The organism is Aquirufa sp. TARAVU-A1A (assembly GCF_054558675.1).
This window is the reverse complement of record NZ_JBPXKP010000004.1, coordinates 140624-163823: the sequence shown is the minus strand read 5'-3', so window position 1 is coordinate 163823 and position 23200 is coordinate 140624. Positions and strand designations below refer to the sequence as shown.

Below are 23200 nucleotides of genomic sequence, written 5' to 3'. Positions count from 1 at the left end.
TACATGAAAAACATTCGTAATTTTTGCATTATCGCACACATTGATCATGGTAAGAGTACTTTGGCCGATCGATTAATTGAATTCACCAATACCGTGCAGAAGCGCGATATGATGAATCAATTATTAGATGACATGGACTTAGAACGTGAGCGTGGTATCACAATCAAATCACATGCGATTCAAATGCAATATCCGAAAGACAGCGAAGTATATACTTTCAATTTGATTGATACTCCAGGTCACGTCGATTTTAGTTACGAAGTTTCGCGTTCCATTGCAGCTTGTGAAGGAGCTTTATTAATCGTGGATGCCTCTCAAGGAATTGAAGCGCAAACGATTTCTAATCTATATTTAGCGATCAACCACGATTTAGAAATCATTCCTGTATTAAATAAAATCGATTTACCTGGCGCTATGCCTGATGAGGTTTCTGATCAAATCATTGACCTAATCGGATGTAAAAAAGAAGATATCATCCATGCCTCAGGAAAAGAGGGAATTGGTATTCAAGATATTCTTGATGCCGTGGTAACACGTGTACCAGCTCCAAAAGGTAATCCTTCAGAACCTTTACAAGCTTTAATCTTTGACTCGACATTTAATTCATATCGTGGGATTGAAGTAATATTCCGTGTCTATAATGGAGAAATCAAAAAAGGAGACCGTGTCAAGTTCATGAATACAGGCAAGGAATATTTTGCCGATGAAATTGGAACCCTCGGATTAGAACAGGAACCTAAATCTATCATCAAAACAGGTGATGTAGGTTACTTAATTTCGGGTATCAAAGAAGCCAAAGAAGTTAAGGTTGGGGATACTATTTCCCATGTGGCGAATCCATGTAAAGCAGCTATCCAAGGATTTGAAGAAGTTAAACCGATGGTATTTGCGGGTATTTATCCAGTAGAAACGTCTGAGTTTGAGGACTTGCGGGATGCCATGGAGAAGTTACAATTGAATGATGCATCTTTAGTTTGGGAGCCTGAAACTTCAGCAGCCTTAGGTTTTGGTTTCCGATGTGGATTCTTAGGGATGTTGCACATGGAAATTGTGCAAGAGCGTTTGGAACGTGAATTTGACATGACTGTTATTACCACAGTTCCTTCAGTAAAGTTCAAAGTATTAACGACGGCAGGAGAAACGCAATGGGTTTCTGCTCCAAGTGAGTTGCCTGAACCTAATTTGATTAACATCATTGAAGAGCCTTATATCAAAGCGCAAATCATTACTAAATCTGAATACACAGGTGTGATTATGAGCTTATGTATGGATAAGCGTGGAATTTTAGTTAATCAAATCTATTTAACAACGGATCGTGTTGAGCTTACCTTTGATATGCCATTATCTGAAGTTGTATTTGATTTCTTTGACCGATTGAAGACTATTTCGAGAGGATATGCGTCACTGGATTACGAATACAAAGGTTACGAACCAGGCTACATGGTTAAACTTGATATCATGTTAAATGGTGAAAAAGTAGATGCCTTGTCGGCGATTGTTCACCGAGATAAAGCTTACGATTGGGGTAAACGTTTGTGTGAGAAATTACGTGAGTTATTGCCGCGCCAACAGTTTGAAATTGCGATTCAGGCGGCAATTGGCCAAAAAATTATCGCGAGAGAGACAGTAAAGGCATTACGTAAAGATGTATTGGCAAAATGTTATGGGGGGGATATTTCGAGAAAGCGTAAATTATTAGAGAAACAAAAGAAAGGTAAGAAACGTATGCGTCAAGTAGGTAATGTAGAAATCCCACAAGAAGCATTTATGGCCGTTTTAAAACTAGATTAAAACAAATAATTTTCAATAAAATCTTTTAAAATAAGCGTATAAAGCGTATTTTTGAAATTCAAATATAAAAGCATGGCTGAAGTAATAAGAATGCCCAAGATGAGTGACACCATGGTAGAAGGTGTTATTGCAAATTGGCTTAAAAAAGAAGGAGACGTAATCAAGTCTGGAGATATCATCGCGGAAGTGGAAACTGACAAGGCGACGATGGAATTAGAGAATTACGAAGATGGTACATTGTTATACATTGGCATTAAGGCCGGTGAAGCTGTACCGGTAGATGGCATTATTGCGGTAGTTGGAACCCCTGGTGAAGATTATTCAGCTTTATTGCAAGCTCCTGTAGCTACAGCCACAGCTACGGCGCCTGCTGCTGTTGAAGCAGCCCCACAAGCGGCAGCACCTGCACCTGTTGCGGCAGCTACTGCCATTGATTTAAGTGGAATTAAAGCGAAAGCTGTTCGTATGCCTAAAATGAGCGATACGATGGTGGAAGGCGTCATTGCTAAATGGTTAAAGAAAACAGGTGATGTTGTCAAGAGTGGCGATATTATTGCTGAAGTTGAGACTGACAAGGCTACCATGGAGTTGGAAAACTACGAAGATGGTACATTATTATACATTGGTGCAAAAGAAGGCGAAGGTGTTATTGTTGATGGCATTATTGCCATTGTTGGTGAGCCTGGTACAGACTTCCAACCAATTTTAGCAGCTGAATCAGCTGCACCTGCAGCGGCTCCAGTTGCTGCTGTAGCAGCACCAGCACCTGTACAAGTTGCAGAAGCACCTAAGGCTGCTGAACCTAAAGCAGCGGCAGCTCCTGCCCCAACGAAAGCTCGCATTTCAGAAGATTCGATTAAAGCATCACCTTTAGCTCGTGCGTTAGCAAAAGAAAAAGGCTATAATTTGAACTGGATTCAAGGAACAGGCGAAGGTGGTCGTATTACGAAGAATGATATTGAAGATTACAACCCAAGTGCAGGTGGCGCAATGTCGACATTTGTATCAGGTGTTGAAAGCTTTGAAGATATTCCAAACAGCCAAATGCGTAAAACAATTGCGCGTCGTTTATCTGAATCTAAATTCAGTGCTCCTGAATTCTATCTAACGATGGAAATCAATATGGACAAAGCGATCGAGGCTCGTGTAAGCATGAATGAGGTTTTACCTGTTAAGATTTCATTCAACGACATGGTAATCAAAGCAACTGCTTTGGCTTTAACGAAGCATCCAAAGATCAATTCGTATTGGATGGAAGATCGTATTCGTGTGAACAAACACGTTCACATCGGTATGGCAGTAGCTGTTGAAGATGGATTATTAGTCCCTGTTATTCGTTTTGCAAATGAAAAATCCATTGCTCAAATTTCATCTGAGGCGAAAGAATTAGGTGGAAAAGCGAAAAGCAAACAATTACAGCCGAAGGATTGGGAAGGAAATACATTTACCGTAAGTAATTTAGGTATGTTTGGTATTGACCAATTCACTTCGATCATTAATTCACCTGAGTCATGTATTTTGGCAGTGGGTGGTATTAAAGAAACGGTTGGTGTGAAAAACGGTCAGTTTTATGCAACCAACATCATGAAATTAACATTAACATGTGACCATCGCGTGGCAGATGGGGCAGCAGGAGCAGCATTCTTGTTAACCTTAAAGCAATACCTCGAGGATCCACTTAAAATGTTCTTGTAACATTTATTTTGTCAAGCCTCGAATTCGTTCGGGGCTTGATTATTTTAAGCATATAATTCAGATGGAGTCACAAAATATTAGAATCGCAGTACAAAAATCAGGTCGCCTAAGTGAAGAATCGCTTAAGTTATTCAAGGCCTGTGGAATTAAATTTGAGTCGGGTGGCTCCAAATTAAAAACAGTTTCCAGCAATTTCCCTATTGAATTCCTCTTCCTTCGTGATGATGATATTCCGGGGTATGTGGAAGATGGTGTTGCCGACTTAGGTGTAATCGGTGAAAATGTTTTGATGGAACATATTCGTCAAGTAGACGTCGTGAAGGAATTAGGATTTTCGAAATGTCGTTTATCGCTAGCAATCCCGCGCAATGAAGAATATTCTGGAATTGAATATTTTCAGGGAAAAAACATAGCTACTTCCTACCCTAATTTGACGAATGCATTTTTAGCGAAACAGGGAATTCAGGTGACAACGCATGAGATTTCGGGTTCTGTAGAAATTGCCCCAAGTATTGGATTAGCTGAAGCTATTTGCGATATCGTCTCTACGGGTGGAACCTTGTTAAGCAATGGATTGAAAGAAGTGGCTACGGTATTTCAAAGTCAGGCGGTCTTAATTGCTAACCAACAATTAAGTACAGAGAAGCAAGCGATACTCGCCAAACTACTATTTCGAATTGATTCGGTTCAACGTGGACAAAATGCTAAATATGTTGTTTTGAATGCGAAAGAATCTGATTTAGAAAAAATCAAGTCATTACTTCCTGGTATGAAAGCTCCATCTATTATGCCATTGGCAGAAACGGGTTGGGTTTCAATTCATTCGGTCATTTCGGAAAATGATTTTTGGGATATCATCGAAGCATTGCGTGAAGCGGGTGCTCAAGGTATTTTAGTATTGCCAATCGAAAAAATGATTTTATAAGATGTTTTCTATTTTAAAATTTCCTGCTCAATCATCATTTAAGCAAATCGGGACCCGACCATCCTTAGATAGTCAATCCTTAGATGCTTTAATTAAAGATGTATTTGAGCAAGTGAAATCGGGCGGTGATCAAGCACTACGAGATTTTACATTGAAATTTGAAAAGAAGAACATTACAGATCTTGCCTATACGTCAGAAGAGATTTCCGAAAAAGCAGCTTTAGTTCCTCAAGAACTTCAAGATGCCATTCAGGTAGCATATAAAAACATTTATGCCTTTCATGACTCACAAAAGCTCGTTGAGAAAAGAATCGAAACAAGTCCGGGTGTGGTTTGTTGGCAGAAATCCTCTCCCATCGAACGCGTAGGAATCTATATTCCAGGTGGTACGGCTCCGTTATTTTCCACGATATTGATGTTGGCAATCCCAGCGAAGATTGCTGGATGTAAAGAAATTGTCCTTTGTACACCTGGAGACCATCCAGCCTTATTTTACGCGGCTCAATTATGTGGGGTTACCCAAATATTTAAGATAGGCGGTTCTCAAGCCATAGCAGCGATGGCCCAAGGAACGGAAAGTGTTCCGGCTGTTTTTAAGATTTTTGGACCAGGTAACCAATATGTGACTGCGGCGAAAATGTATGCCAATCGAATGGGAATTGCCATTGATATGCCTGCGGGTCCTTCGGAAGTAGCGGTATTTGCGGATGAAACTGCTAAACCTGCCTATATAGCTTCCGATTTACTCTCACAAGCGGAACATGGCCATGACTCTCAAGTTGTCCTCATCAGCACCTCAGAACAAATTTTAAATGAATCAATTGCTGAAATTGAAAAGCAATTAGCGGAATTACCACGTAAAGAATTTGCGGCCAGTGCATTAAATAATTCGAAGTTCATTTTGCTAAAATCAAATGAAGAGGCCATTGAATTATTAAATGAATATGGTGCAGAGCATTTGATCTTGGCATGTGAAAATCCAGAAGATTTTGCAAATTCAATAAGCAATGCAGGGTCTATCTTTTTGGGGCATTTCACACCTGAATCAGCGGGAGATTATGCCTCTGGCACAAATCACACCTTACCTACCAATGGTTTCGCAAAAGCTTATTCGGGCGTTAATCTGGATAGTTTTGTTAAAAAGATTACTTTGCAAGCAATCAGCCAAGCAGGCTTAGCGAACATTGGACCGAGTATTATTCAAATGGCAGAGGCGGAATCTTTACAAGCTCATGCGAATGCTGTTAAAATTCGATTAAGTTAATGGATTACCAATCGTACATATTACCTCATATTTGGAATTTAAAACCCTATTCCTCAGCTCGTGATGAGTTTAAAGGGAATGAAGGCGTATTCTTAGATGCGAACGAAAATCCGATTGGTTCGGGCACTGAAATTGCTGCATGGAATCGCTATCCGGATCCCATGCAAAACAAAATCAAGGCTCAATTAGCAAAGATTAAAGGTTGCGAAGAGAATCAAATATTCTTAGGTAATGGCTCCGATGAAGCCATTGATTTATTAATGCGTATGACCTGCGCATCAGATAAACATAACATCATTATTTGCCCTCCTACGTATGGCATGTATGAGGTCAGTGCTTCGATTAATAATATCGCTATTCAACGAATAAATTTAACTGCTGAATATCAATTAGATGTTCCTGCAATTTTGTCTGCAATTAATTCAGAAACACGATTACTATTTATCTGTTCGCCCAATAATCCAACGGGTAACAAACTGAATCGAGCTGATATTTATCAATTACTAAACAGCTTTAAAACAGGATTTGTGGTTATCGATGAAGCCTATATCGACTTTTCGGATGAGCCTAGTTTTATTGGTGAGTTGGCACAATATCCGCATTTAATCGTCATGCAAACCTTATCCAAGGCTTATGGCTTAGCTTCATTACGCTTGGGAATGGCTTATGCAAACCCAACAATTATTGCGTTGTTGAATAAAATCAAACCACCCTATAATATTGGTGGGGCTACCCAACAAATTGTTTCTCAAGCATTAGCAGATACTGAATTTGTCAAAAATGGCATTGAACTCATCTTGTCTGAAAAGAAAAGGTTGATTAGTGAATTGGAAAAAATACCTCAAGTTCAGCAAGTATATCCGAGTCATGCCAATTTTTTATTAGTTAAATTGCAGTCGGCTCAAGCATTATTTGATTGCCTTATCGGTGAAAAAGTAATCACGCGTAATCGTTCAAGTGTACCATTATGTAAAGATAGCATTCGAATAACGGTTGGTTTACCTACCGAAAACTCGATCCTTTTGGAAAAGATTAAATCGTTTTACCTATGAAAAGCCTTATCATACGAATTACACTGAGTTTCGTTTTATTGCTTTCGAGTCAATTGACATACGGTCAATTAAAGGACTGGGCGGCAGGATTCAGAATTGGCGAACCTGGTGGTTTTATGGCTAGAAAGTATTCTGAAAACGGAGTAAATGCCATTGAAGTGAATATCGGCACGTACGGAGGACTTTGGGGTACAGATCGCACCTATCAAGATGGTACTTTTAAAAATATAGGTTATTCAATTAACGTTTTGTATTTGTGGCATCACCCTACCTTGGTCAATGCGGATCTACATACCTATTATGGATTTGGTCCACAAATTAATTCGAGAGACTGGTATCCCAACAAGGCAAGTATCAATCAAGCAGATGGTCGTAACCGCGTATCAGGCATGGGAGCTGCGGCCATTGGAGGTTTAGAATATTTCCCAATTGATGCGCCCAACTTAAGTTTCTTCTCTGAAATTGGTTTTTATTCCGAAATTTTCCCCAATCCATTTTTCATGAATTTGCAAGGGGGAATTGGTGTTCGCGTAAATTTCTAGGGGATGTAGCTCAGTTGGCTAGAGCGCTTGCATGGCATGCAAGAGGTCGTCGGTTCGAGCCCGATCTTCTCCACAAAAAAAGGACTTCGAAATGAAGTCCTTTTTTTATAAACGATCTTTAAACGATTCGTAACCAAAATGTTTAAATCGGTGATATTCACCATTCGATTTTAACATGCCAATATCAGGCAAATTAACGCCATTAAACGTCGTCGTTTTGACCATCGTATAATGAATCATATCTTCAAAAATGATGCTATCCCCTATTGCTAAAGGCTGATCAAACGAATAATCCCCATAGTAATCACCGGCTAAGCATGTCATACCACCAAAGCGGTATGTTGGTTTCCCTGCTACCGGATCCGATGAAGCATTGCGAATACGAGGCTTATAAGGCATTTCTAGCGTATCTGGCATGTGAGCAGCAAAAGAAACATCTAAGATGGCCACATCTATTCCAGCCGAGTGCACAATATCTAATACGGTAGACTTCAAGAAACCAGTTTGCCAACCAACAGCTGAACCTGGTTCTAAAATAATATGCAGATGCGGATATTTCGTTTTAAAATTCTTTAAAACCTGAATCAAATGATCCACTTGGTAATCCGCTCGAGTAATTAAATGTCCGCCACCTAGATTCAACCATTTGGCTTGTAGTAATAAATCACCAAATTTGGCATCAATAACAGCTAATGTACGTTCTAATACATAAGAGTCATTCTCACATAGTGTATGTGAATGTAATCCTTCGATTCCTTCAGGCAATAGATCACCTAAATCACTTCTTCTAATTCCTAAACGAGAACCCGCAATACAAGGATTATACATATCGGTTTCCACCTCAGCATATTCTGGATTAATCCGGATACCGCAAGAAATACCCTTTTGATTGGCTTGAGCAGCAAACTGATTCACCTGATTCAAGGAATTGAATGTCATATGACTTGCATACGACATAAATTCAACGAATTCAGCAGGCAAATAGGCAGGAGTATACGCGTGACACTTTTTACCCATTTCTTCAAATGCTAAACGTGCTTCATGTAGCGAACTTGCCGTAGCGCCACCTAAATACTGTTTAACTGTTGGAAAAACGTGGTAGAACGAAAAACCCTTCAATGCACAAATAATCTCCACGCCTGCTTCTTGCTGAACGCGTTGCAATAGCTTTAGATTGTTGATTAATAAGCTTTCTTCCAACACATAAGCTGGCGAAGAAATTTCTGGGTATAACAGCATCCTAGTATTCGTGTGGTAATTCGCCATTAACTTCCTCGTTCCAAGGTAAGCCATGCACATTCAATAATTCCATAAATGGATCTGGATTGAATTCCTCCACATTATAAACTCCAGCTTGGAACCAAGTTCCCTCACACATCAATGCAGCACCGATCATCGCAGGTACACCTGTGGTATAAGAAACACCTTGTGCTTGAACTTCTTTATAACAATCTGCGTGATGACAGTTATTGTATACATAATATGTCGCCTCTTTACCGTCTTTAACACCTTTGATTTGACAACCAATTGATGTTTGACCTGAATAATTTTCTCCCAAAGTTCCCGGCTCTGGCAATACAGCTTTCAAGAATTCTAATGGAACGATATCCATTCCATTGAATTTAATTGGCTGAATGGAAGTCATTCCTACATTTTGCAAGACTTCTAAGTGAGTCAAATACGCTTGACCAAACGTCATCCAAAAACGCGCACGCTTAATGGAAGGAAAGTTTTTAGTCAAGGACTCTAATTCCTCATGGTATAATAGATAAGATTCTTTCGGTCCAATATTTGGATAGCTAATTGGCTTATGAATAGACATCGCATCTATCTCAACCCACTGACCATTTTCCCAATATTTCCCTTTCTGCGTAATCTCACGAATGTTAATTTCCGGATTAAAATTGGTCGCAAATGCTTTTCCATGATCTCCTGCATTGCAATCAATGATATCCAAATAATGCATTTCATCAAAATAATGCTTATTGGCATATGCCGTATAAACACCCGTCACACCTGGATCAAAACCACAGCCCAACAAAGCCATCAAGCCTGCTTCCTTAAAGCGTTCTTGATAAGCCCATTGCCATGAATATTCAAATTTCGCTTCATCTTTAGGCTCATAATTCGCCGTATCCATATAATGAACACCCGTAGCTAAACAAGCATCCATAATGGTTAAATCTTGATACGGCAAAGCCACATTAATCACCATGAAAGGTTTTTCAGCATTAAATAATGCGATCAAAGCAGGAACATCATCCGCATCTACTTGACGCGTTTGAATCTGTGTAGGCAGGCCAATTTTCTTAGCTTCTTCAGCAATGGCATCACATTTTTTCAATGTTCTCGATGCTAAAACAACTTCTGAAAAGAAGGCAGGATTCATTGCACACTTTTTCGCAACGACATTACCAACTCCACCTGCTCCAATAATGATTACTTTTTTTCCCATGATGTATTTAAAAATGCATGCAAAAATACGCTAAGTCTACGGAGAAACAATCGTTCAATTTGAATTATTTTTATAAGGCCTCAATGATTTTTCATAAGCCTTCATCCAATACTTTGATTGCAATAAGTCTTCCCTGACTCCTTTACTCGTACTTGCATGAATAAAATAGATGGCGTCTGCTGATTTTATTTTTGTAACTAATCCAACATGATTAATCGAAGTAGCACCATTCGTTTTGAAAAATACCCAATCACCCACTTGCGTATCTTGCAGCGTAACTGGCATCCCAAACAATACCTGTTGGACCGTAGGCCTTGGGATCAACAAATTATTATCAGCATAAACCCGAAATAAAAAACCCGAACAATCCATCCCCTTTTCATCTGTTCCTCCGTTTCGATAAGGAACACCTTGATAATCAAATGCGGTTTCGATAAGATTATCAATTTCTTTATTAGAGTAATTCGAGATGCTTGATGAATTATTTGAAAATAGGTGACTTACCCGACGCGTCAATTGGCACGACACCATGAATGTCGACAAGCTCACTAAGAAAAAAAATAATTTAAACAGTCTCAATGGATTGGGATTCAATGTAAATTAAAACTGCTTTAACAGATTGATAGCCTAGGTCGAACAAATACTTTTTATAATTCTCTAACTGTGCCTTGTGCTTTTCTTCTTCCTTTCCTGTCTTGAAATCAACAATAATAACATCCTCTTGCTTTTTTACCACACGGTCAGGACGTATGATAGTACCATCCGGACAAAGAATATCACGCTCAGCAAATAATAATTCATTGGGCTCAAAATATGATCTTATATCCTCATTCGACATACAACCTTCTAATAAATCTCGAGTTTCATCATCAAGTTGTTGAAATAAATGCAGTTTATTATGGGTATAATATTCGTAATCTTTAATCTTAGAGAGAATTTGATGAACTCTATCTCCACGCTCACGTTTTGATTGCGCACTCGTATAAAGGTCATCCTTGCTCGTTTGGATACGAAAATCAACTTCATTTCGTATTTGAGTTTCTAAAACAAAAGATTTCGTATTCAATGAATTGACAGAATCAGCAAACTTGCGGAACTGATTTGCTTGTTGGAGTACATAATAATCTACCGAATCTTTTTCTTGAATAAACGCGGGAATATCTGAACTAAATTCAGGATTCGATTGACAGTAATCTAACAGAATTTGGCCCAAGGATTTCTGAAACATCCCTTTAGTCATCGCATGAGATCCTGGATTAGGAACAGCCGTAAGAATATGCAAATGTTGTTTAGGGCGCGTAAATGCCACATATAACATATTCAATGCATCTAAAAATACAGCATCATATTCTGAATGCTGTTGTTGAGCCAAAGAATCAAAAGGCCGAAGTTCGGATGGAGTCACTCTCCCATAATAATAATTTAATGCTTGATTCTCTGCTAAACGTAAAGAAGGAAAGTCAAATGGCTTTAAATCGAACCATATTTGCTCCGATTGCGGCTGATGCGTCCAACTGACAAAAGGACAAATGACCACTGGATATTCCAAACCTTTGGAGCGGTGAATACTCGTAATCGTAATCGCATTTTCACTTTCAGGACTGGCGATACTAATGCTTGACTTATTCGCATCATAATAAGTTAAAAAAGCAGTAAAGTCATCCGATTTTTGTAAAACATAGTCATTCAAAATATCAAGCAATTTGAACAAATACTCAATTTCATCCGTAAAACGAGTTAGATTAAAACTTGATACAAGTCCATATACCCATGCGACTACATGTGATTCATCCGACTGAAATGAATAACCCAAATGTGTGAAATGTTGAATAGCCAACTTGTAATAATTGGTATTTAAGGAATGTCTAACACCCAATAATTCGGTATTCATGGGTTCTTGACATAAATCAGTAAATTGAAATAGTAATTCCTTATACCTAAACTCATCATTGGATTGCGTCTTGAGGCGCATAAATGATATCAAAAAACCAACGACTTTGGCATAATGAACCAATAAAGAATCCGATGAAATAACTGGAATATTTCTTTCCTTCAGTTGTAGAGCGAGAAATTTTGCCTGTTTATTTTTCCGGGTCAAAATAGCTATATCCTTGTATTGAAATCCCAATTCCAATTCATGATCAATCAATTCCAAAATCCGATTTAACATCCATTCAGACTCTAATTCCGTATGATTTTCAGCTAGTGGTTTGTTATAAACCTGCACATCCACCTTTCCAGAAAACTTCTGCGAACTTACTTGAGGGATTTGCGCTAAATCAATCCCATAGGTTGGACTTACTAGACCAGATAATTCTTGTAATGCAGGATTTGAGGCAATCCAAGCAAAAAAATCATTATTGAAATTGACGATTTCAAGCGCACTTCGGTAGTTTGATTCTAAGTTTTTAGTTTCTCGGTTTTCTTTTAAGTAATAAAACCGTTCAAGATCAAAAGAGTTTTCTTCTAGCTTCTGTTCAATAAAGGTATTATCATCTGATTTAAAGGACGAAATTAAGCCAACTTCCCCACCACGAAATTTGTAAATAGATTGTTTAGCATCGCCTACAATCAGGTTCTTTTTACCCTGAGCAACAGCATGTTCCACTAAAGGCATAAAGTTTTGCCATTGTAACATCGAGGTATCTTGAAATTCATCAATCAAAATATGATTGTAACGATCCCCTAATTTTTCATAAATAAATGGAACAGGATCATTCGCAATGACATCATAAAGTCTTTTCGAAAATTCAGAGATAGAAACAGCCGAATTATCTGACTGATATTGATGTAATTCTTCGGTAATCGAAGCCAATAATGCTATTTTCTTTAAATCTTTATTTATAAGCCTAAATAAGAAAAAACGTGGGGCTTCAACTTCATAGAAATCGATAAATTGCTGACCAATGAAAGTTAATTCATCAGCAATGGCTTCAACACGTAATTTAATTTCATCATTTTGAGACTTTGCAGTCCAAACTCCTGTCTCCACGCATTTTCTTAATGAGGATAAATCATTCTTTTCAAATTTCTCATTTTGAACAATTTTAATAAAATAAAACGCACATGAACGTTTACCATTTAACAACATATCCCCATCTACATGGGCATTCGCAAGTACATATAAGAATTGCTTCGCCAATTGAATCAAGGCTTGATTAATTTCAGCCATTGAAGCGACAATTTGCTCTTCGATTTGAAGAAAATCAGAAATCCTCAAAGGATCCATGTCCTTTTTGATTTTATAATAATCTTCATTCAAACAAATCTTTAGAAAATCATGCAGATTTTTACGCAATAAATTCCAGCTTCTGCCATCACTTACCTCTGAGCGTGCAAAATCAACAATTAAATTCGTAATAATAGGATCCCCCGATTGATTGACTTTATCTAATAACTGATCAATCAATTGATCCATTAATTGATTAGAATCCAAAAGCACTTCAAATTGACTAGGCAAATTAAGTTCTTCAATAAAACTTGAACTCAATCGTTGCACGAATGCATCAATGGTCATAACTGAAAAAAGACCATAATCTTGTAAAATTTGTTGTTGCGTTTGTTTCGCTCGCTTAATCAGTTCTTCATCCGAAATACTGATATGATCATTTCGGAAGTCCTGCTGAATACGTCGGATGATATCTCGGTAATTTGCCTGTTCGTCCGTTGGCAAAGTCTCTACCGCAGCAATTCCAGACAAAAACTCGATGATGCGTGAACGCATCTCCTCTGCTGCTTTAGTTGTAAAAGTTACCGCCAAAATTCGACGGAAATAGCCCCTACTTTCGTAAGCGTGCAAAGCCAACTTGATATACTCAATGGTCAGCGTATAGGTTTTGCCAGAACCAGCAGAGGCAGAATAAAGTTGGAGGGACATAAAAACTTAAAAAAACTATCTACAATGCAAGATAAAATAAAAATAGGATTAATTCGATGTGGTTATTATTCGTATCTTTGTTTCCCGTAACCAATAAACAAAACAAAAGAATGTCTGGCAAGGGGAATAATAAAAAAGCGAAGTACATTTTTGTTACGGGCGGAGTAACAAGTTCATTAGGAAAAGGTATCATAGCCTCTTCATTAGCCAAATTATTACAAGCAAGAGGGCTAACTTGCACCATACAAAAATTTGACCCTTACATTAATATTGACCCAGGCACATTGAATCCATATGAGCACGGAGAGTGTTATGTGACAAATGATGGTGCTGAAACTGATTTGGACTTAGGCCATTATGAGCGTTTCTTAAATACCCCTACAAGTCAAGCAAATAACATTACGACAGGTCGAGTTTATCATAATGTCATTACCAAAGAACGAAAAGGTGATTATTTAGGTAAGACTGTTCAAGTTGTACCTCATATTACGGATGAAATCAAGCGTAATATTTTAATCTTAGGTGAAACCGGGAAATTTGATATTGTTATCACTGAAATTGGTGGTTGCGTAGGTGACATTGAGTCATTACCTTTTATTGAGGCAGCACGACAATTAAAATGGGATTTAGGTGAAAAGAACACCTTATTTATTCATTTAACACTTATTCCTTATTTGGCATCAGCGGGTGAGTTAAAAACAAAACCGACTCAGCACTCTGTGAAACAATTATCTGAATCAGGAATTCAACCCGATATATTGGTTTGTCGGACAGAACATCCGATTCCACAGGAGATGAAACGTAAGATCGGTTTATTTTGTAACGTATCCGAGCAAGATGTTATCGAAGCACGCGATGCAGAGACGATTTATGATGTTCCTATGTTAATGAAAGAGGAACGTTTAGACAGCCGAGTGCTCTACAAATTAGATATTTACAACGATAAGGATTCTAACTTAGCTGCCTGGACTAAATTTTTGGGAAAATTAAAGAATCCAAAATTTGAAATCACCGTAGGGTTAGTAGGAAAATATGTTGAATTAAAAGATTCGTACAAATCTATCGCCGAGGCATTTATCCATGCTGGGGTTGCCAATGAAATCAAAGTCAATGTTAAATGGATTTCATCTGAAACTGCTGAGGAAAATATTGAAGAATCCTTATCCGGTTTAGATGGAATACTCGTTGCTCCTGGATTTGGAGAGCGTGGAATTCAAGGTAAAATTAATGCCGTTAAATATGCCCGCGAAAACAATATCCCTTTCTTGGGAATTTGCCTAGGGATGCAATGCGCGGTTATTGAATTTGCTCGTAATGTAGTTGGCTTAGAAGACGCACATTCATTTGAGATGAATCCAGAAACGCCATTCCCAGTAATTGACCTAATGCATTCGCAAAAAGATGTCTCCGAAAAAGGAGGCACCATGCGATTAGGAGCTTATCCTTGTAAAATTGAAAAAGGAACCAATGCCTTTAAAATTTATGGTAAATCATTGATTCAAGAGCGTCACAGACATCGTTATGAATTTAACAACGATTATTTAGATCAATTTCACCAAGCAGGTATGATTACTTCGGGAATCAACCCGGATACGAATTTGGTTGAAATCGTTGAATTACCGAATCATCCATTCTTTGTGGGTGTTCAATTTCACCCAGAATACAAATCAACCGTAGAGGCACCTTCGCCCCTATTTGTTCAGTTTATCAAAGCAGCATACCAACATGCTGTACCATTCATCAAAAACTCAAAGTAGTCTTATAATTCATTATGGATAAAAATTCAATCTCAGGGATAGTACTTATTATGGCCATGTTACTTGGCTATCAATATTTCTTTGCACCTAAAGAACCTGTACAAACAAAAAAAGAAGTTGTAGCAGCTAAACCAGCGACAGCTACCCCTAAATCAGACTCAGCCCTAGCTGTTGTTGCTGATTCGAGTGTTCAAGTAAAAGAGCAGTTGTATACATTGGAAAATGAAAACTTACGTGTTACACTTTCCAACTTTGGCGGAAAATTGGTTTCAGTCCAATTGAAAAATTACAAGAGTTACAAGAATTATACGCTTGGCAAAAAAGATGGCATTATTTTATTTGATGCTCAAAAGGACTTATTTGATGTAGAAATCCCTACAAATGGTAAAAAATTATCTTTAGGTAAATTGGTTTACCAAGCGGTTGAATCAAAAAATCAAGTAAGTTTTACAAGTACACTTCCGAATGGGAAAAATATTATTCAGACCTATCAATTACCTGAATCAGGTTATGAATTAGCTTATTCGATAGATGCTAAAGCAATTGCTCCCGAGTTAACAGGCAATGAATACTTCATTCATTGGAAAGAAAACGTTACTCAAACGGAGAAGGATGCACAAGAAGAGCGTAAGGCTACGATTAATTATTTATTGACGGAGGATGAAGAATTTGACTATTTAAGTGAGAATCCTACATCAGTTAGCAATGAAAACCTTACACAATCCGTTCAATGGGTTTCCTTTAAAAAGAAGTATTTCTTAGCTGGATTAGTTCCACAAGGAACCTTATTTACCAAGGCGAATTTAACTGCGACACCTAACCCAACGGATACTGTCGCGATTAAAACCTTGGATGCACAACTCGTAGCACCTATGGGTGATTTAAGCGCAGGAAAATCAGCTTTTAAGTTTTATTTTGGGCCAAATGATTACTCGATTGTAAAAAACATCGCCCCAGCATTTGGGAAGAATGTCAAATTAAGTTACGATTTCTTATTGCCTATCACAAAGTACATCTTCGTTCCCTTATTCGGTTTTTTAGAGAGTATTATTTTCAATTATGGGCTATTAATCATTGTATTAGTCCTAATCATCAAGACAGCACTTTTGCCACTGACTTACAAGTCCTATGTTTCCATGGCGAAAACGCGAATTTTAGCTCCAGAAATCGCAGCAATCAAAGAAAAAATCGGTGATGATCCTGCACGCGTCCAACAAGAAACCATGAAATTATATGGGGAAGTTGGCGTTAATCCATTAAGTGGCTGTATTCCCGTATTAGCAACGATGCCAGTCCTTATGGCGGTATTTATGTTGTTCCCAAATTTGATTAATCTTCGTCAAGAATCATTCCTTTGGGCAGAAGATTTGTCAACCTATGATTCTATTTTGAATTTACCATTTAAGATACCATTCTATGGTTCTCATATCAGTTTATTCTGTTTGTTGATGACTGTATCTCAATTAGCCTACGGCTATTACAATAATCAAATTACACCAGATCAACCAGGCCAACCGATCAACATGAAGATGATGGCTTATGTAACGCCAGTCATTTTTATGTTCGTCATGAACTCCTTCCCTGCTGGTTTGAGTTTCTATTATTTCATTTCAAATTTGGTGACTATTGGCCAACAATTAGCGATTCGCAAATTTGTGAATGAAGATAAAATCAAAGCATTACTAGAAGCTAATCGTGCGAAAATCAAAGCAGGTGGTGGAGCTAAGAAATCTCGTTTCTCAACTTACCTTCAAACACAATTGAAGACCATGGAAGAGCAACAAAAAGCAGCTGCAGATCAAAAAAAAGGTAAGAAAAAATAATGGGTACATTAAGTAATACTTATTTTGAGAAGGCTAAAACTTTAATCCCGGGGGGAGTTAATTCCCCTGTTCGGGCATTCAAATCTGTTGGTGGAAACCCTGTATTTATTCAATCCGCCAATGGAGCCTATTTAAAAGATGTTGACGGTAACGAATACATTGATTTAATTGGTTCTTGGGGACCCATGTTATTTGGACAAGCTCATCCAGCAATTGAATCTGCTGTTCGCGAGGCTTTATCAGATGGTTTTTCCTTTGGTGCACCTAGTTTAAAAGAAGTATTGATTGCGGAGAAGATCGTTTCGATGATTCCTTCCATCGAAAAAGTACGATTAGTTAATTCGGGTACAGAGGCAACGATGGCAGCGATTCGCTTGGCACGTGCTTATACCAAAAGAGATAAAATTATCAAGTTTGAAGGCTGTTACCATGGCCATGGCGATTCCTTTTTAATTGCAGCAGGTTCTGGCGTTGCTACCTTAGGCACTCCCGATAGTCCAGGTGTCACGGTATCTACTGCGCGTGATACTTTAACAGCTGTTTATAACGATTTAGATTCCCTACGTAATCTCTTTGATTCGAATCCTGCTGCTGTCGCTGCAGTCATTGTAGAACCGGTTGTTGGTAATATGGGATTAGTTATTCCTGCTGAAGGATACTTAGCGGGTTTACGTGCATTATGCGACCAACATGGCGCTTTGTTAATCTTTGATGAAGTTATGACGGGATTCCGCCAGTCGGCAAGTGGCTATCAAGGCGTTTGTGGAGTTCAGCCCGATTTAACCACATTAGGTAAAATCATTGGTGGAGGATTACCTGTAGGAGCTTATGGAGGCAAGGCTGAAATCATGGATATGATTGCTCCAGCCGGACCGGTTTATCAAGCAGGAACATTGAGCGGAAATCCATTGGCTACCACAGCAGGTTTAGCCATGTTAAACTTAATTACAACAGATCCTGATGTATATATTCGACTTGCTGAGAAGGGAAATGCATTGGCATCTGGAATTAAATCGCAATTGGAAAAAGTAGGAAAGCGTTTTACGATCAACCAATTAGGATCTATGTTTACACTTTTCTTTACTGAAAATGCGGTAAACAATTTTAATGATGCGAAAACAGCGGATTTGAATTTATTTGGTCAATATTTTCAAGGGATGCTCCGTAGGGGAATATACCTACCTCCTTCTCAATTCGAATCTTGGTTTATTTCTGACGCCATCCGTGATGAAGAAATTGACAAAATTTTAGCTGCGAGTGAAGCAACTTTAACTGAAATGTTTTCCTAAGTATGTTTTTCAGCGTCATCATTCCAGTCTACAATCGTCCCCAAGAATTGGATGAATTATTGGCATGTTTGACTCTACAAAATTATTTGAATTTCGAAATAGTTATCATTGAAGATGGCTCAGTAGTAGATTCAAAATCCATCGTAGAAAAATATCAATCGACTTTAACAATTTCCTATTTCGTCAAAGAAAATGGAGGTCAAGGATTTGCGCGCAACTATGCATTTGAGCGAGCTAAGGGAGACTTTTTTGTGATATTAGATTCCGATGCACTGATTGAACCCAATTATTTACAGGCTGTTTATGATGGTATTCATCAGGACCAACTCGATTTATTTGGCGGACCTGACCAAGACCACCCGAGTTTTACCCCAGTTCAAAAGGCGATAAGCTTTGCCATGACCAGCTTATTTACTACAGGAGGTATACGCGGAAAGGCAAAGAATGTAGGGGGCCAATTTCACCCACGTAGCTTTAACATGGGGATCTCACGTAAAGTATGGGAATCCACACAAGGTTTTAAGATTACCCGCATGGGCGAAGATATCGAATTCAGCATTCGGTGTATCTCCTTAGGATTTAAATCCGGCTTAATTCCGGAAGCCTTTATTTATCATAAGCGTAGAACAAGCTTTAGCCAATTTTATAAGCAAATTCATTTTTTCGGTCGGGCACGCATCAACATTTCGCGCTTCTTCCCTGCTGAACTAAAGTGGGTACATTTCTTCCCAGCCTGCTATTTCATCTATTTTTGGAATACCGTTCTATTAAACATTCTTATACCCCCAATTGGGAATATTTTATTTGCGGGACTTTTCATGTATTGGATGGCCATTTTCTTGGATGCCCTATTAAAAACAAAAAGCCTAAAAGTGAGTCTTTTAGGCCTTATAGCTGCTAATATTCAATTATTAGCTTATGGGCAAGGATTCATTGAAGAAGGCATTAAGAAAATTACCAGTACTTAACAGGAATAAGGTAATTTTGAACGTAATCCTTCACGCCTTCCTCTAACGTATAAAACGGTTTATCATAACCGATGGATCTCAATTTATTCATATTCGCTTCCGTGAAATATTGGTATTTATCCCGAATATCAACTGGCGTATCGATGTAATTGATGTTCACCTCTTTACCCATTGCAACGAAGGTAGATTTCCCTAAATCATTAAACGAACGAGCAATTCCCGTCCCTAGGTTATAAATACCCGAATTTTTACGATGCTCCATCAAGAATATACAAACGGACACCAAATCTTTAACATAGATAAAATCGCGCATTTGTTGCCCATCCGCATAATCAGCACGGTGTGATTTAAACAATCGCAAAATCCCGGTTTCGTTAATTTGTCGGAATGCATGCCAAATCACGGATGCCATCCGACTTTTATGGTATTCATTTGGCCCATAAACATTAAAGAACTTTAATCCCGCCCAGAAGAACGGCTTTTTCTTTTGCGACAGTGCCCAAATGTCAAAATCATTTTTGGAATCACCATAAGGATTCAAAGGTTTTAATTGGGGAATCAGAGCCTCATTATCATCATAACCCAACTCACCTAAACCATACGTAGCAGCTGATGAAGCATACACCAAAGGAATTTGATAGTCAATGCATTTATTCCAAAGCATTTTGGAATATTCAACATTCAATTCATCAAAAATTACTTTATTAAATTCTGTTGTATCTGTTCGAGCACCAATATGGAAACAAAATTCAACTTCACGATAATTTTTATCAAGCCATACATCAAGCGCGGTACGCTCTACGCATTCCATGATTTTTTTACCTTCTAAATTCTTATTCTTTTCCGGAAAAGAAAAATCATCCACGGCAATGATATAATTAAAATTCAATTCATTCAATCGAGCGATCAAACAACTACCAATAAAACCCGCGGCACCCGTAACAATAATCATAATAAAGCTATTTAGGCAACAAATTTACGCATATTCTGAATAGCTTTTGTACCTTTGTTAAATATTTGGATAGTCTGCTACTGTTTTCCCAGGCATCCTTCACGCAAACTGAAAACAATGGTCTACGTAATCCGCAAGGAACATTTTAATGCCGCTCACCGGCTCTTCAATCCAGCTTGGTCAGAAGAAAAAAATCAAGAAGTATTTGGCTTATGCGCAAACAACAATTGGCATGGGCACAATTTTGAATTAATCGTCACTGTAAAAGGTATTCCAGATCCAGATACAGGATTTGTATTTGATTTAAAAACATTAGGTGATTTAATCAAACGAGAAATTATTGACAAAGTTGACCACAAAAACCTTAATTTGGATGTTGATTTTATGGAAGGAAAATTAGCGAGTTGCGAAATCCTCATCATGGAATTTTGGAAGATATTAGCTCCTCAAATTTTGGCGAATTCCAAAACGGCTACCTTACACAAATTGCATTTAATCGAAACGAATAAGAATTCAGTCGAATATTTCGGAGAACAATAGATGAAATACTTTATTCTAGCAGGGGAAAAATCAGGCGACTTACATGGATCTAATTTGATTCGTGAAATCGTGAAGATAGACCCCAAAGCAGAAATAAAGGCTTGGGGAGGAGATGGCATGCGAGCTGAAGGAGCCGAAATCCTCATTCATCACAAGGAATTAGCCATCATGGGTCTATTAGGTGTTTTACAAAACATCCAACGACTCAAAGGTTTATTTACAAAATTTGGGAATCAAGTCACTGAATTCCAACCCGATACAATCATATTCATCGATTATGGGGGCTTTAATCTAAAAGCGGCTAGAATTGCTAAATTAAAAGGATTTCACACACAATTTTACATTGCTCCCAAGGTATGGGCTTGGAACAAAGGGCGTATTGAAGATATCAAAAAATGGATTGATGAATTATATGTAATCTTTCCCTTTGAATTACCCTTGTTTCAAGAAAAAGGAATTCGAACCCATTATGTTGGGAATCCATTGCAAGATGCTGTTACTGAATTCACTCCATCTCCATGTTTTCTTACTGAGCAGGATATCATACAACCTTATGTTGCGCTTCTAGCTGGCAGTAGGAAACAAGAAATTAAGAGTGCTTTGCCCGTTTTTGCTCAATTAGCGAAAGAAAATCCTGAAACTAATTTTATTGTTGCGGGAATTTCGGAGTGGAAAGAATTGTATGCCCACTACCCTATCCGCGTATTATACGACCAAACTTATGACATTTTAGGCCATGCACAGGTTGCTGTGGTAACTTCAGGAACAGCTACGTTAGAAACGGCTTTGTTTAAGATACCACAAATTGTTGTTTATAAGACTGATTGGTTGTTTTACTCACTAGCCAAATTGCTCGTAAAAATCAAATTCATTTCGCTTGTTAATATCATTCTTGATAAATTAGCGGTACCCGAACTAATTCAAGTTCAATTTACTAGCCAACATATACAGCTAATCATGAAGAAGCTGATGAAAAATGATTCAATAGAGCGAAAGGCACAATCCGCGGCATACGAAGAATTAGCCCAGTTAATTGGCCCTGCAGGGGCTTCACAAAAAACAGCTAAATTGATTGTTCAGGCTGCTCAATCAGCTAAATAGTTCTTGATCCACGATTTTTGCACACCCGGTATTGTAGCATAATACTTGGCGATTTCTATTTTATCTACTTCAAAATCACCCGTTGGGTAAAAAGGATCTCGAATCTTAATCTCCTTATTTACATAATCGAATCCAATCATCATGATGGGAACATTTGCTTGAACCGCAATGTGATAAAAACCCGTCTTTAATTTGTCCACATCTTTACGAGTACCTTCGGGAGCCAATACAGCATGAAAGGTTTCTTTGCTATTGTAGATATCAACAATTGAACCTACTAAATTCGTATTCTTCGATCGATCCACCGGATAGCCACCTAACCAAGAAAAGATTCCACCAAAGGGTCCTTCAAACAACTCTTTCTTACCCCAATACAAAATAGGCAATTTCAACAATGATCTAGCACCTAAGCCAATGGGGAAATCCTTCCAAGTAGCATGCGGACAAACAATAACGACTGTTTTCTTTAAATCTCTTGGAATATTTCCTACGAGTTTCCATCCGGAAGCCTTAAATAAAAAATCAAAAATGGGACTTGAAACTAACATAAGGTTTTGATATGTTCTTGAATTTGGTGTAATGAAGTAATGGGATTAATCAAAATAGCATCCCAACCATAATTGCGCGCTGATTCGACATTTCGCACATTGTCGTCAAAAAAAACGATTTGATGGTCTTGTAAATTATTGTGAGTAACCAGCTGCTCGTAAATACCAACATTGGGTTTAACCATACCCATCTCAAACGAAAGATGAATGCGGGTGAATGAATCAAATAAATTATAATTAGGAAAATCTCGATCTAGAAACAAACGAGAATGAATGCTGCTCGTGTTACTTAATAAATAGATAGGAAATGAGGTATTCAGACTGGAAATATATTGACAAACAGAGGCATCAAACTGCAACAATAACGCATTGAAGGCCTCTTGAAATTGCTGAGAGGTACAGACTAATTGTAGTCGGTCGACTAAGAACGCTTCAAACTCTTCATCGCTTTGTAGACCTGATTCGTAAGAAGACCAAAGTTCTTCTTCTTGCGTAATGTGTTTTATTTCAGCAGTTGAATACTGAGAGGAAAGTAAAGCAAAAGCCTCATAAGTCTTATCTAAATCAATGGGCAACAAGACGTTACCTAAATCAAAGACGAGCGCATGAGGCTTTTTCATA

At 38.0% G+C, this 23200-nt stretch carries 19 protein-coding genes and 1 tRNA gene; 13 read left to right on the top strand and 7 right to left on the bottom strand.

The features are described 5' to 3' along the window. Positions 1-3: 3 nt before the first annotated feature. The 7 genes from lepA (at position 4) to V7S75_RS06955 (ending at position 7342) form a co-directional block, all read left to right on the top strand. Positions 4-1791, top strand: a complete 1788-nt coding sequence (gene lepA, locus V7S75_RS06985) for a translation elongation factor 4 (RefSeq protein ID WP_459512565.1) — start codon at positions 4-6, stop codon at positions 1789-1791. Between the two features lie 72 nt (positions 1792-1863). Further along, positions 1864-3486 carry a 2-oxo acid dehydrogenase subunit E2 gene (locus V7S75_RS06980; protein ID WP_459512563.1) on the top strand — a complete coding sequence of 541 codons (1623 nt, stop codon included), beginning with the start codon at positions 1864-1866 and terminating at the stop codon, positions 3484-3486. 61 nt (positions 3487-3547) lie between these two features. Then, the gene (hisG, locus tag V7S75_RS06975; protein ID WP_459512561.1) at positions 3548-4411 is read left to right on the top strand and encodes an ATP phosphoribosyltransferase; all 864 of its coding nucleotides are present in this window, start codon (positions 3548-3550) and stop codon (positions 4409-4411) included. Position 4412: 1 nt separating this feature from the next. Further along, complete coding sequence (hisD, locus tag V7S75_RS06970; RefSeq protein WP_459512559.1) at positions 4413-5675, top strand: histidinol dehydrogenase; 1263 nt, start codon at positions 4413-4415, stop codon at positions 5673-5675. After that, positions 5675-6727 (top strand): histidinol-phosphate transaminase, encoded by a 1053-nt coding sequence (gene hisC / locus V7S75_RS06965; protein WP_459512557.1) that lies wholly within the window; start codon positions 5675-5677, stop codon positions 6725-6727. The genes hisD and hisC overlap by 1 nt, the downstream gene beginning before the upstream one ends. Further along, positions 6724-7269, top strand: coding sequence for a hypothetical protein (locus V7S75_RS06960; RefSeq protein WP_459512555.1), 546 nt, complete (start codon positions 6724-6726; stop codon positions 7267-7269). Before hisC ends, V7S75_RS06960 begins: the two co-directional genes overlap by 4 nt. After that, positions 7269-7342, top strand: a tRNA-Ala gene (locus tag V7S75_RS06955). Before V7S75_RS06960 ends, V7S75_RS06955 begins: the two co-directional genes overlap by 1 nt. A 32-nt stretch (positions 7343-7374) precedes the next feature. On the opposite strand, the gene nspC is transcribed toward V7S75_RS06955, so the two are convergent. From nspC to V7S75_RS06935, 4 genes are read right to left on the bottom strand one after another with little or no spacing between them, the layout of a single operon-like run. Beyond that, positions 7375-8508, bottom strand: a complete 1134-nt coding sequence (nspC, locus tag V7S75_RS06950; protein ID WP_459512553.1) for a carboxynorspermidine decarboxylase — start codon at positions 8506-8508, stop codon at positions 7375-7377. A gap of 1 nt (position 8509) precedes the next feature. Then, complete coding sequence (locus V7S75_RS06945; RefSeq protein WP_459512551.1) at positions 8510-9724, bottom strand: saccharopine dehydrogenase family protein; 1215 nt, start codon at positions 9722-9724, stop codon at positions 8510-8512. 54 nt (positions 9725-9778) lie between these two features. Beyond that, entirely contained in the window at positions 9779-10273 is a 495-nt protein-coding gene (locus V7S75_RS06940; RefSeq protein WP_459512549.1) for a C40 family peptidase, read from the bottom strand. A gap of 16 nt (positions 10274-10289) precedes the next feature. After that, positions 10290-13601, bottom strand: a complete 3312-nt coding sequence (locus tag V7S75_RS06935) for a UvrD-helicase domain-containing protein (protein ID WP_459512547.1) — start codon at positions 13599-13601, stop codon at positions 10290-10292. Between the two features lie 110 nt (positions 13602-13711). On the opposite strand from V7S75_RS06935, the gene V7S75_RS06930 reads away from it, so the two are divergent. Genes V7S75_RS06930 through V7S75_RS06915 form a run of 4 tightly spaced genes read left to right on the top strand, consistent with a single transcriptional unit; the run spans position 13712 to position 19438 of the window. Further along, positions 13712-15358, top strand: a complete 1647-nt coding sequence (locus V7S75_RS06930) for a CTP synthase (protein WP_459512893.1) — start codon at positions 13712-13714, stop codon at positions 15356-15358. A gap of 14 nt (positions 15359-15372) precedes the next feature. Beyond that, a complete protein-coding gene (gene yidC / locus V7S75_RS06925; RefSeq protein WP_459512545.1) occupies positions 15373-17181 on the top strand; it encodes a membrane protein insertase YidC in 1809 nt (602 codons plus the stop codon). Beyond that, complete coding sequence (gene hemL / locus V7S75_RS06920) at positions 17181-18470, top strand: glutamate-1-semialdehyde 2,1-aminomutase (protein WP_459512543.1); 1290 nt, start codon at positions 17181-17183, stop codon at positions 18468-18470. The genes yidC and hemL overlap by 1 nt, the downstream gene beginning before the upstream one ends. A gap of 2 nt (positions 18471-18472) precedes the next feature. Beyond that, positions 18473-19438 carry a glycosyltransferase family 2 protein gene (locus V7S75_RS06915; protein ID WP_459512541.1) on the top strand — a complete coding sequence of 322 codons (966 nt, stop codon included), beginning with the start codon at positions 18473-18475 and terminating at the stop codon, positions 19436-19438. Here V7S75_RS06915 and rfaD read toward each other — a convergent pair. Next, positions 19425-20390 (bottom strand): ADP-glyceromanno-heptose 6-epimerase, encoded by a 966-nt coding sequence (gene rfaD, locus V7S75_RS06910; RefSeq protein WP_459512539.1) that lies wholly within the window; start codon positions 20388-20390, stop codon positions 19425-19427. The two genes, V7S75_RS06915 and rfaD, sit on opposite strands and share 14 nt — an antisense overlap. 117 nt (positions 20391-20507) lie before the next feature. Here rfaD and V7S75_RS06905 point away from each other — a divergent pair, with 117 nt between their 5' ends. Together V7S75_RS06905 and lpxB are read left to right on the top strand one after the other, a co-directional pair. Continuing rightward, positions 20508-20930, top strand: a complete 423-nt coding sequence (locus V7S75_RS06905) for a 6-pyruvoyl trahydropterin synthase family protein (protein WP_377976124.1) — start codon at positions 20508-20510, stop codon at positions 20928-20930. After that, complete coding sequence (gene lpxB / locus V7S75_RS06900; protein WP_459512536.1) at positions 20931-22031, top strand: lipid-A-disaccharide synthase; 1101 nt, start codon at positions 20931-20933, stop codon at positions 22029-22031. It abuts the gene before it with no gap. On the opposite strand, the gene V7S75_RS06895 is transcribed toward lpxB, so the two are convergent. Then, a complete protein-coding gene (locus tag V7S75_RS06895; protein WP_459512534.1) occupies positions 22016-22579 on the bottom strand; it encodes a 1-acyl-sn-glycerol-3-phosphate acyltransferase in 564 nt (187 codons plus the stop codon). The genes lpxB and V7S75_RS06895 overlap by 16 nt on opposite strands. Further along, positions 22573-23199, bottom strand: coding sequence for an HAD-IA family hydrolase (locus V7S75_RS06890; RefSeq protein ID WP_459512532.1), 627 nt, complete (start codon positions 23197-23199; stop codon positions 22573-22575). The genes V7S75_RS06895 and V7S75_RS06890 overlap by 7 nt, the downstream gene beginning before the upstream one ends. Between the last annotated feature and the right edge of the window lies 1 nt (position 23200).

What these genes read in the sequence shown, in the direction of transcription:
- lepA (WP_459512565.1), top strand. Translation starts at nt 4, where the DNA reads ATGAAAAACATTCGTAATTTTTGCATTATCGCACACATTGATCATGGT.
- V7S75_RS06980 (WP_459512563.1), top strand. Translation starts at nt 1,864, where the DNA reads ATGGCTGAAGTAATAAGAATGCCCAAGATGAGTGACACCATGGTAGAA.
- hisG (WP_459512561.1), top strand. Translation starts at nt 3,548, where the DNA reads ATGGAGTCACAAAATATTAGAATCGCAGTACAAAAATCAGGTCGCCTA.
- hisD (WP_459512559.1), top strand. Translation starts at nt 4,413, where the DNA reads ATGTTTTCTATTTTAAAATTTCCTGCTCAATCATCATTTAAGCAAATC.
- hisC (WP_459512557.1), top strand. Translation starts at nt 5,675, where the DNA reads ATGGATTACCAATCGTACATATTACCTCATATTTGGAATTTAAAACCC.
- V7S75_RS06960 (WP_459512555.1), top strand. Translation starts at nt 6,724, where the DNA reads ATGAAAAGCCTTATCATACGAATTACACTGAGTTTCGTTTTATTGCTT.
- nspC (WP_459512553.1), bottom strand. Translation starts at nt 8,508, where the DNA reads ATGCTGTTATACCCAGAAATTTCTTCGCCAGCTTATGTGTTGGAAGAA.
- V7S75_RS06945 (WP_459512551.1), bottom strand. Translation starts at nt 9,724, where the DNA reads ATGGGAAAAAAAGTAATCATTATTGGAGCAGGTGGAGTTGGTAATGTC.
- V7S75_RS06935 (WP_459512547.1), bottom strand. Translation starts at nt 13,601, where the DNA reads ATGTCCCTCCAACTTTATTCTGCCTCTGCTGGTTCTGGCAAAACCTAT.
- V7S75_RS06930 (WP_459512893.1), top strand. Translation starts at nt 13,712, where the DNA reads ATGTCTGGCAAGGGGAATAATAAAAAAGCGAAGTACATTTTTGTTACG.
- yidC (WP_459512545.1), top strand. Translation starts at nt 15,373, where the DNA reads ATGGATAAAAATTCAATCTCAGGGATAGTACTTATTATGGCCATGTTA.
- hemL (WP_459512543.1), top strand. Translation starts at nt 17,181, where the DNA reads ATGGGTACATTAAGTAATACTTATTTTGAGAAGGCTAAAACTTTAATC.
- V7S75_RS06915 (WP_459512541.1), top strand. Translation starts at nt 18,473, where the DNA reads ATGTTTTTCAGCGTCATCATTCCAGTCTACAATCGTCCCCAAGAATTG.
- rfaD (WP_459512539.1), bottom strand. Translation starts at nt 20,390, where the DNA reads ATGATTATTGTTACGGGTGCCGCGGGTTTTATTGGTAGTTGTTTGATC.
- V7S75_RS06905 (WP_377976124.1), top strand. Translation starts at nt 20,508, where the DNA reads ATGGTCTACGTAATCCGCAAGGAACATTTTAATGCCGCTCACCGGCTC.
- lpxB (WP_459512536.1), top strand. Translation starts at nt 20,931, where the DNA reads ATGAAATACTTTATTCTAGCAGGGGAAAAATCAGGCGACTTACATGGA.
- V7S75_RS06895 (WP_459512534.1), bottom strand. Translation starts at nt 22,579, where the DNA reads ATGTTAGTTTCAAGTCCCATTTTTGATTTTTTATTTAAGGCTTCCGGA.
- V7S75_RS06890 (WP_459512532.1), bottom strand. Translation starts at nt 23,199, where the DNA reads ATGAAAAAGCCTCATGCGCTCGTCTTTGATTTAGGTAACGTCTTGTTG.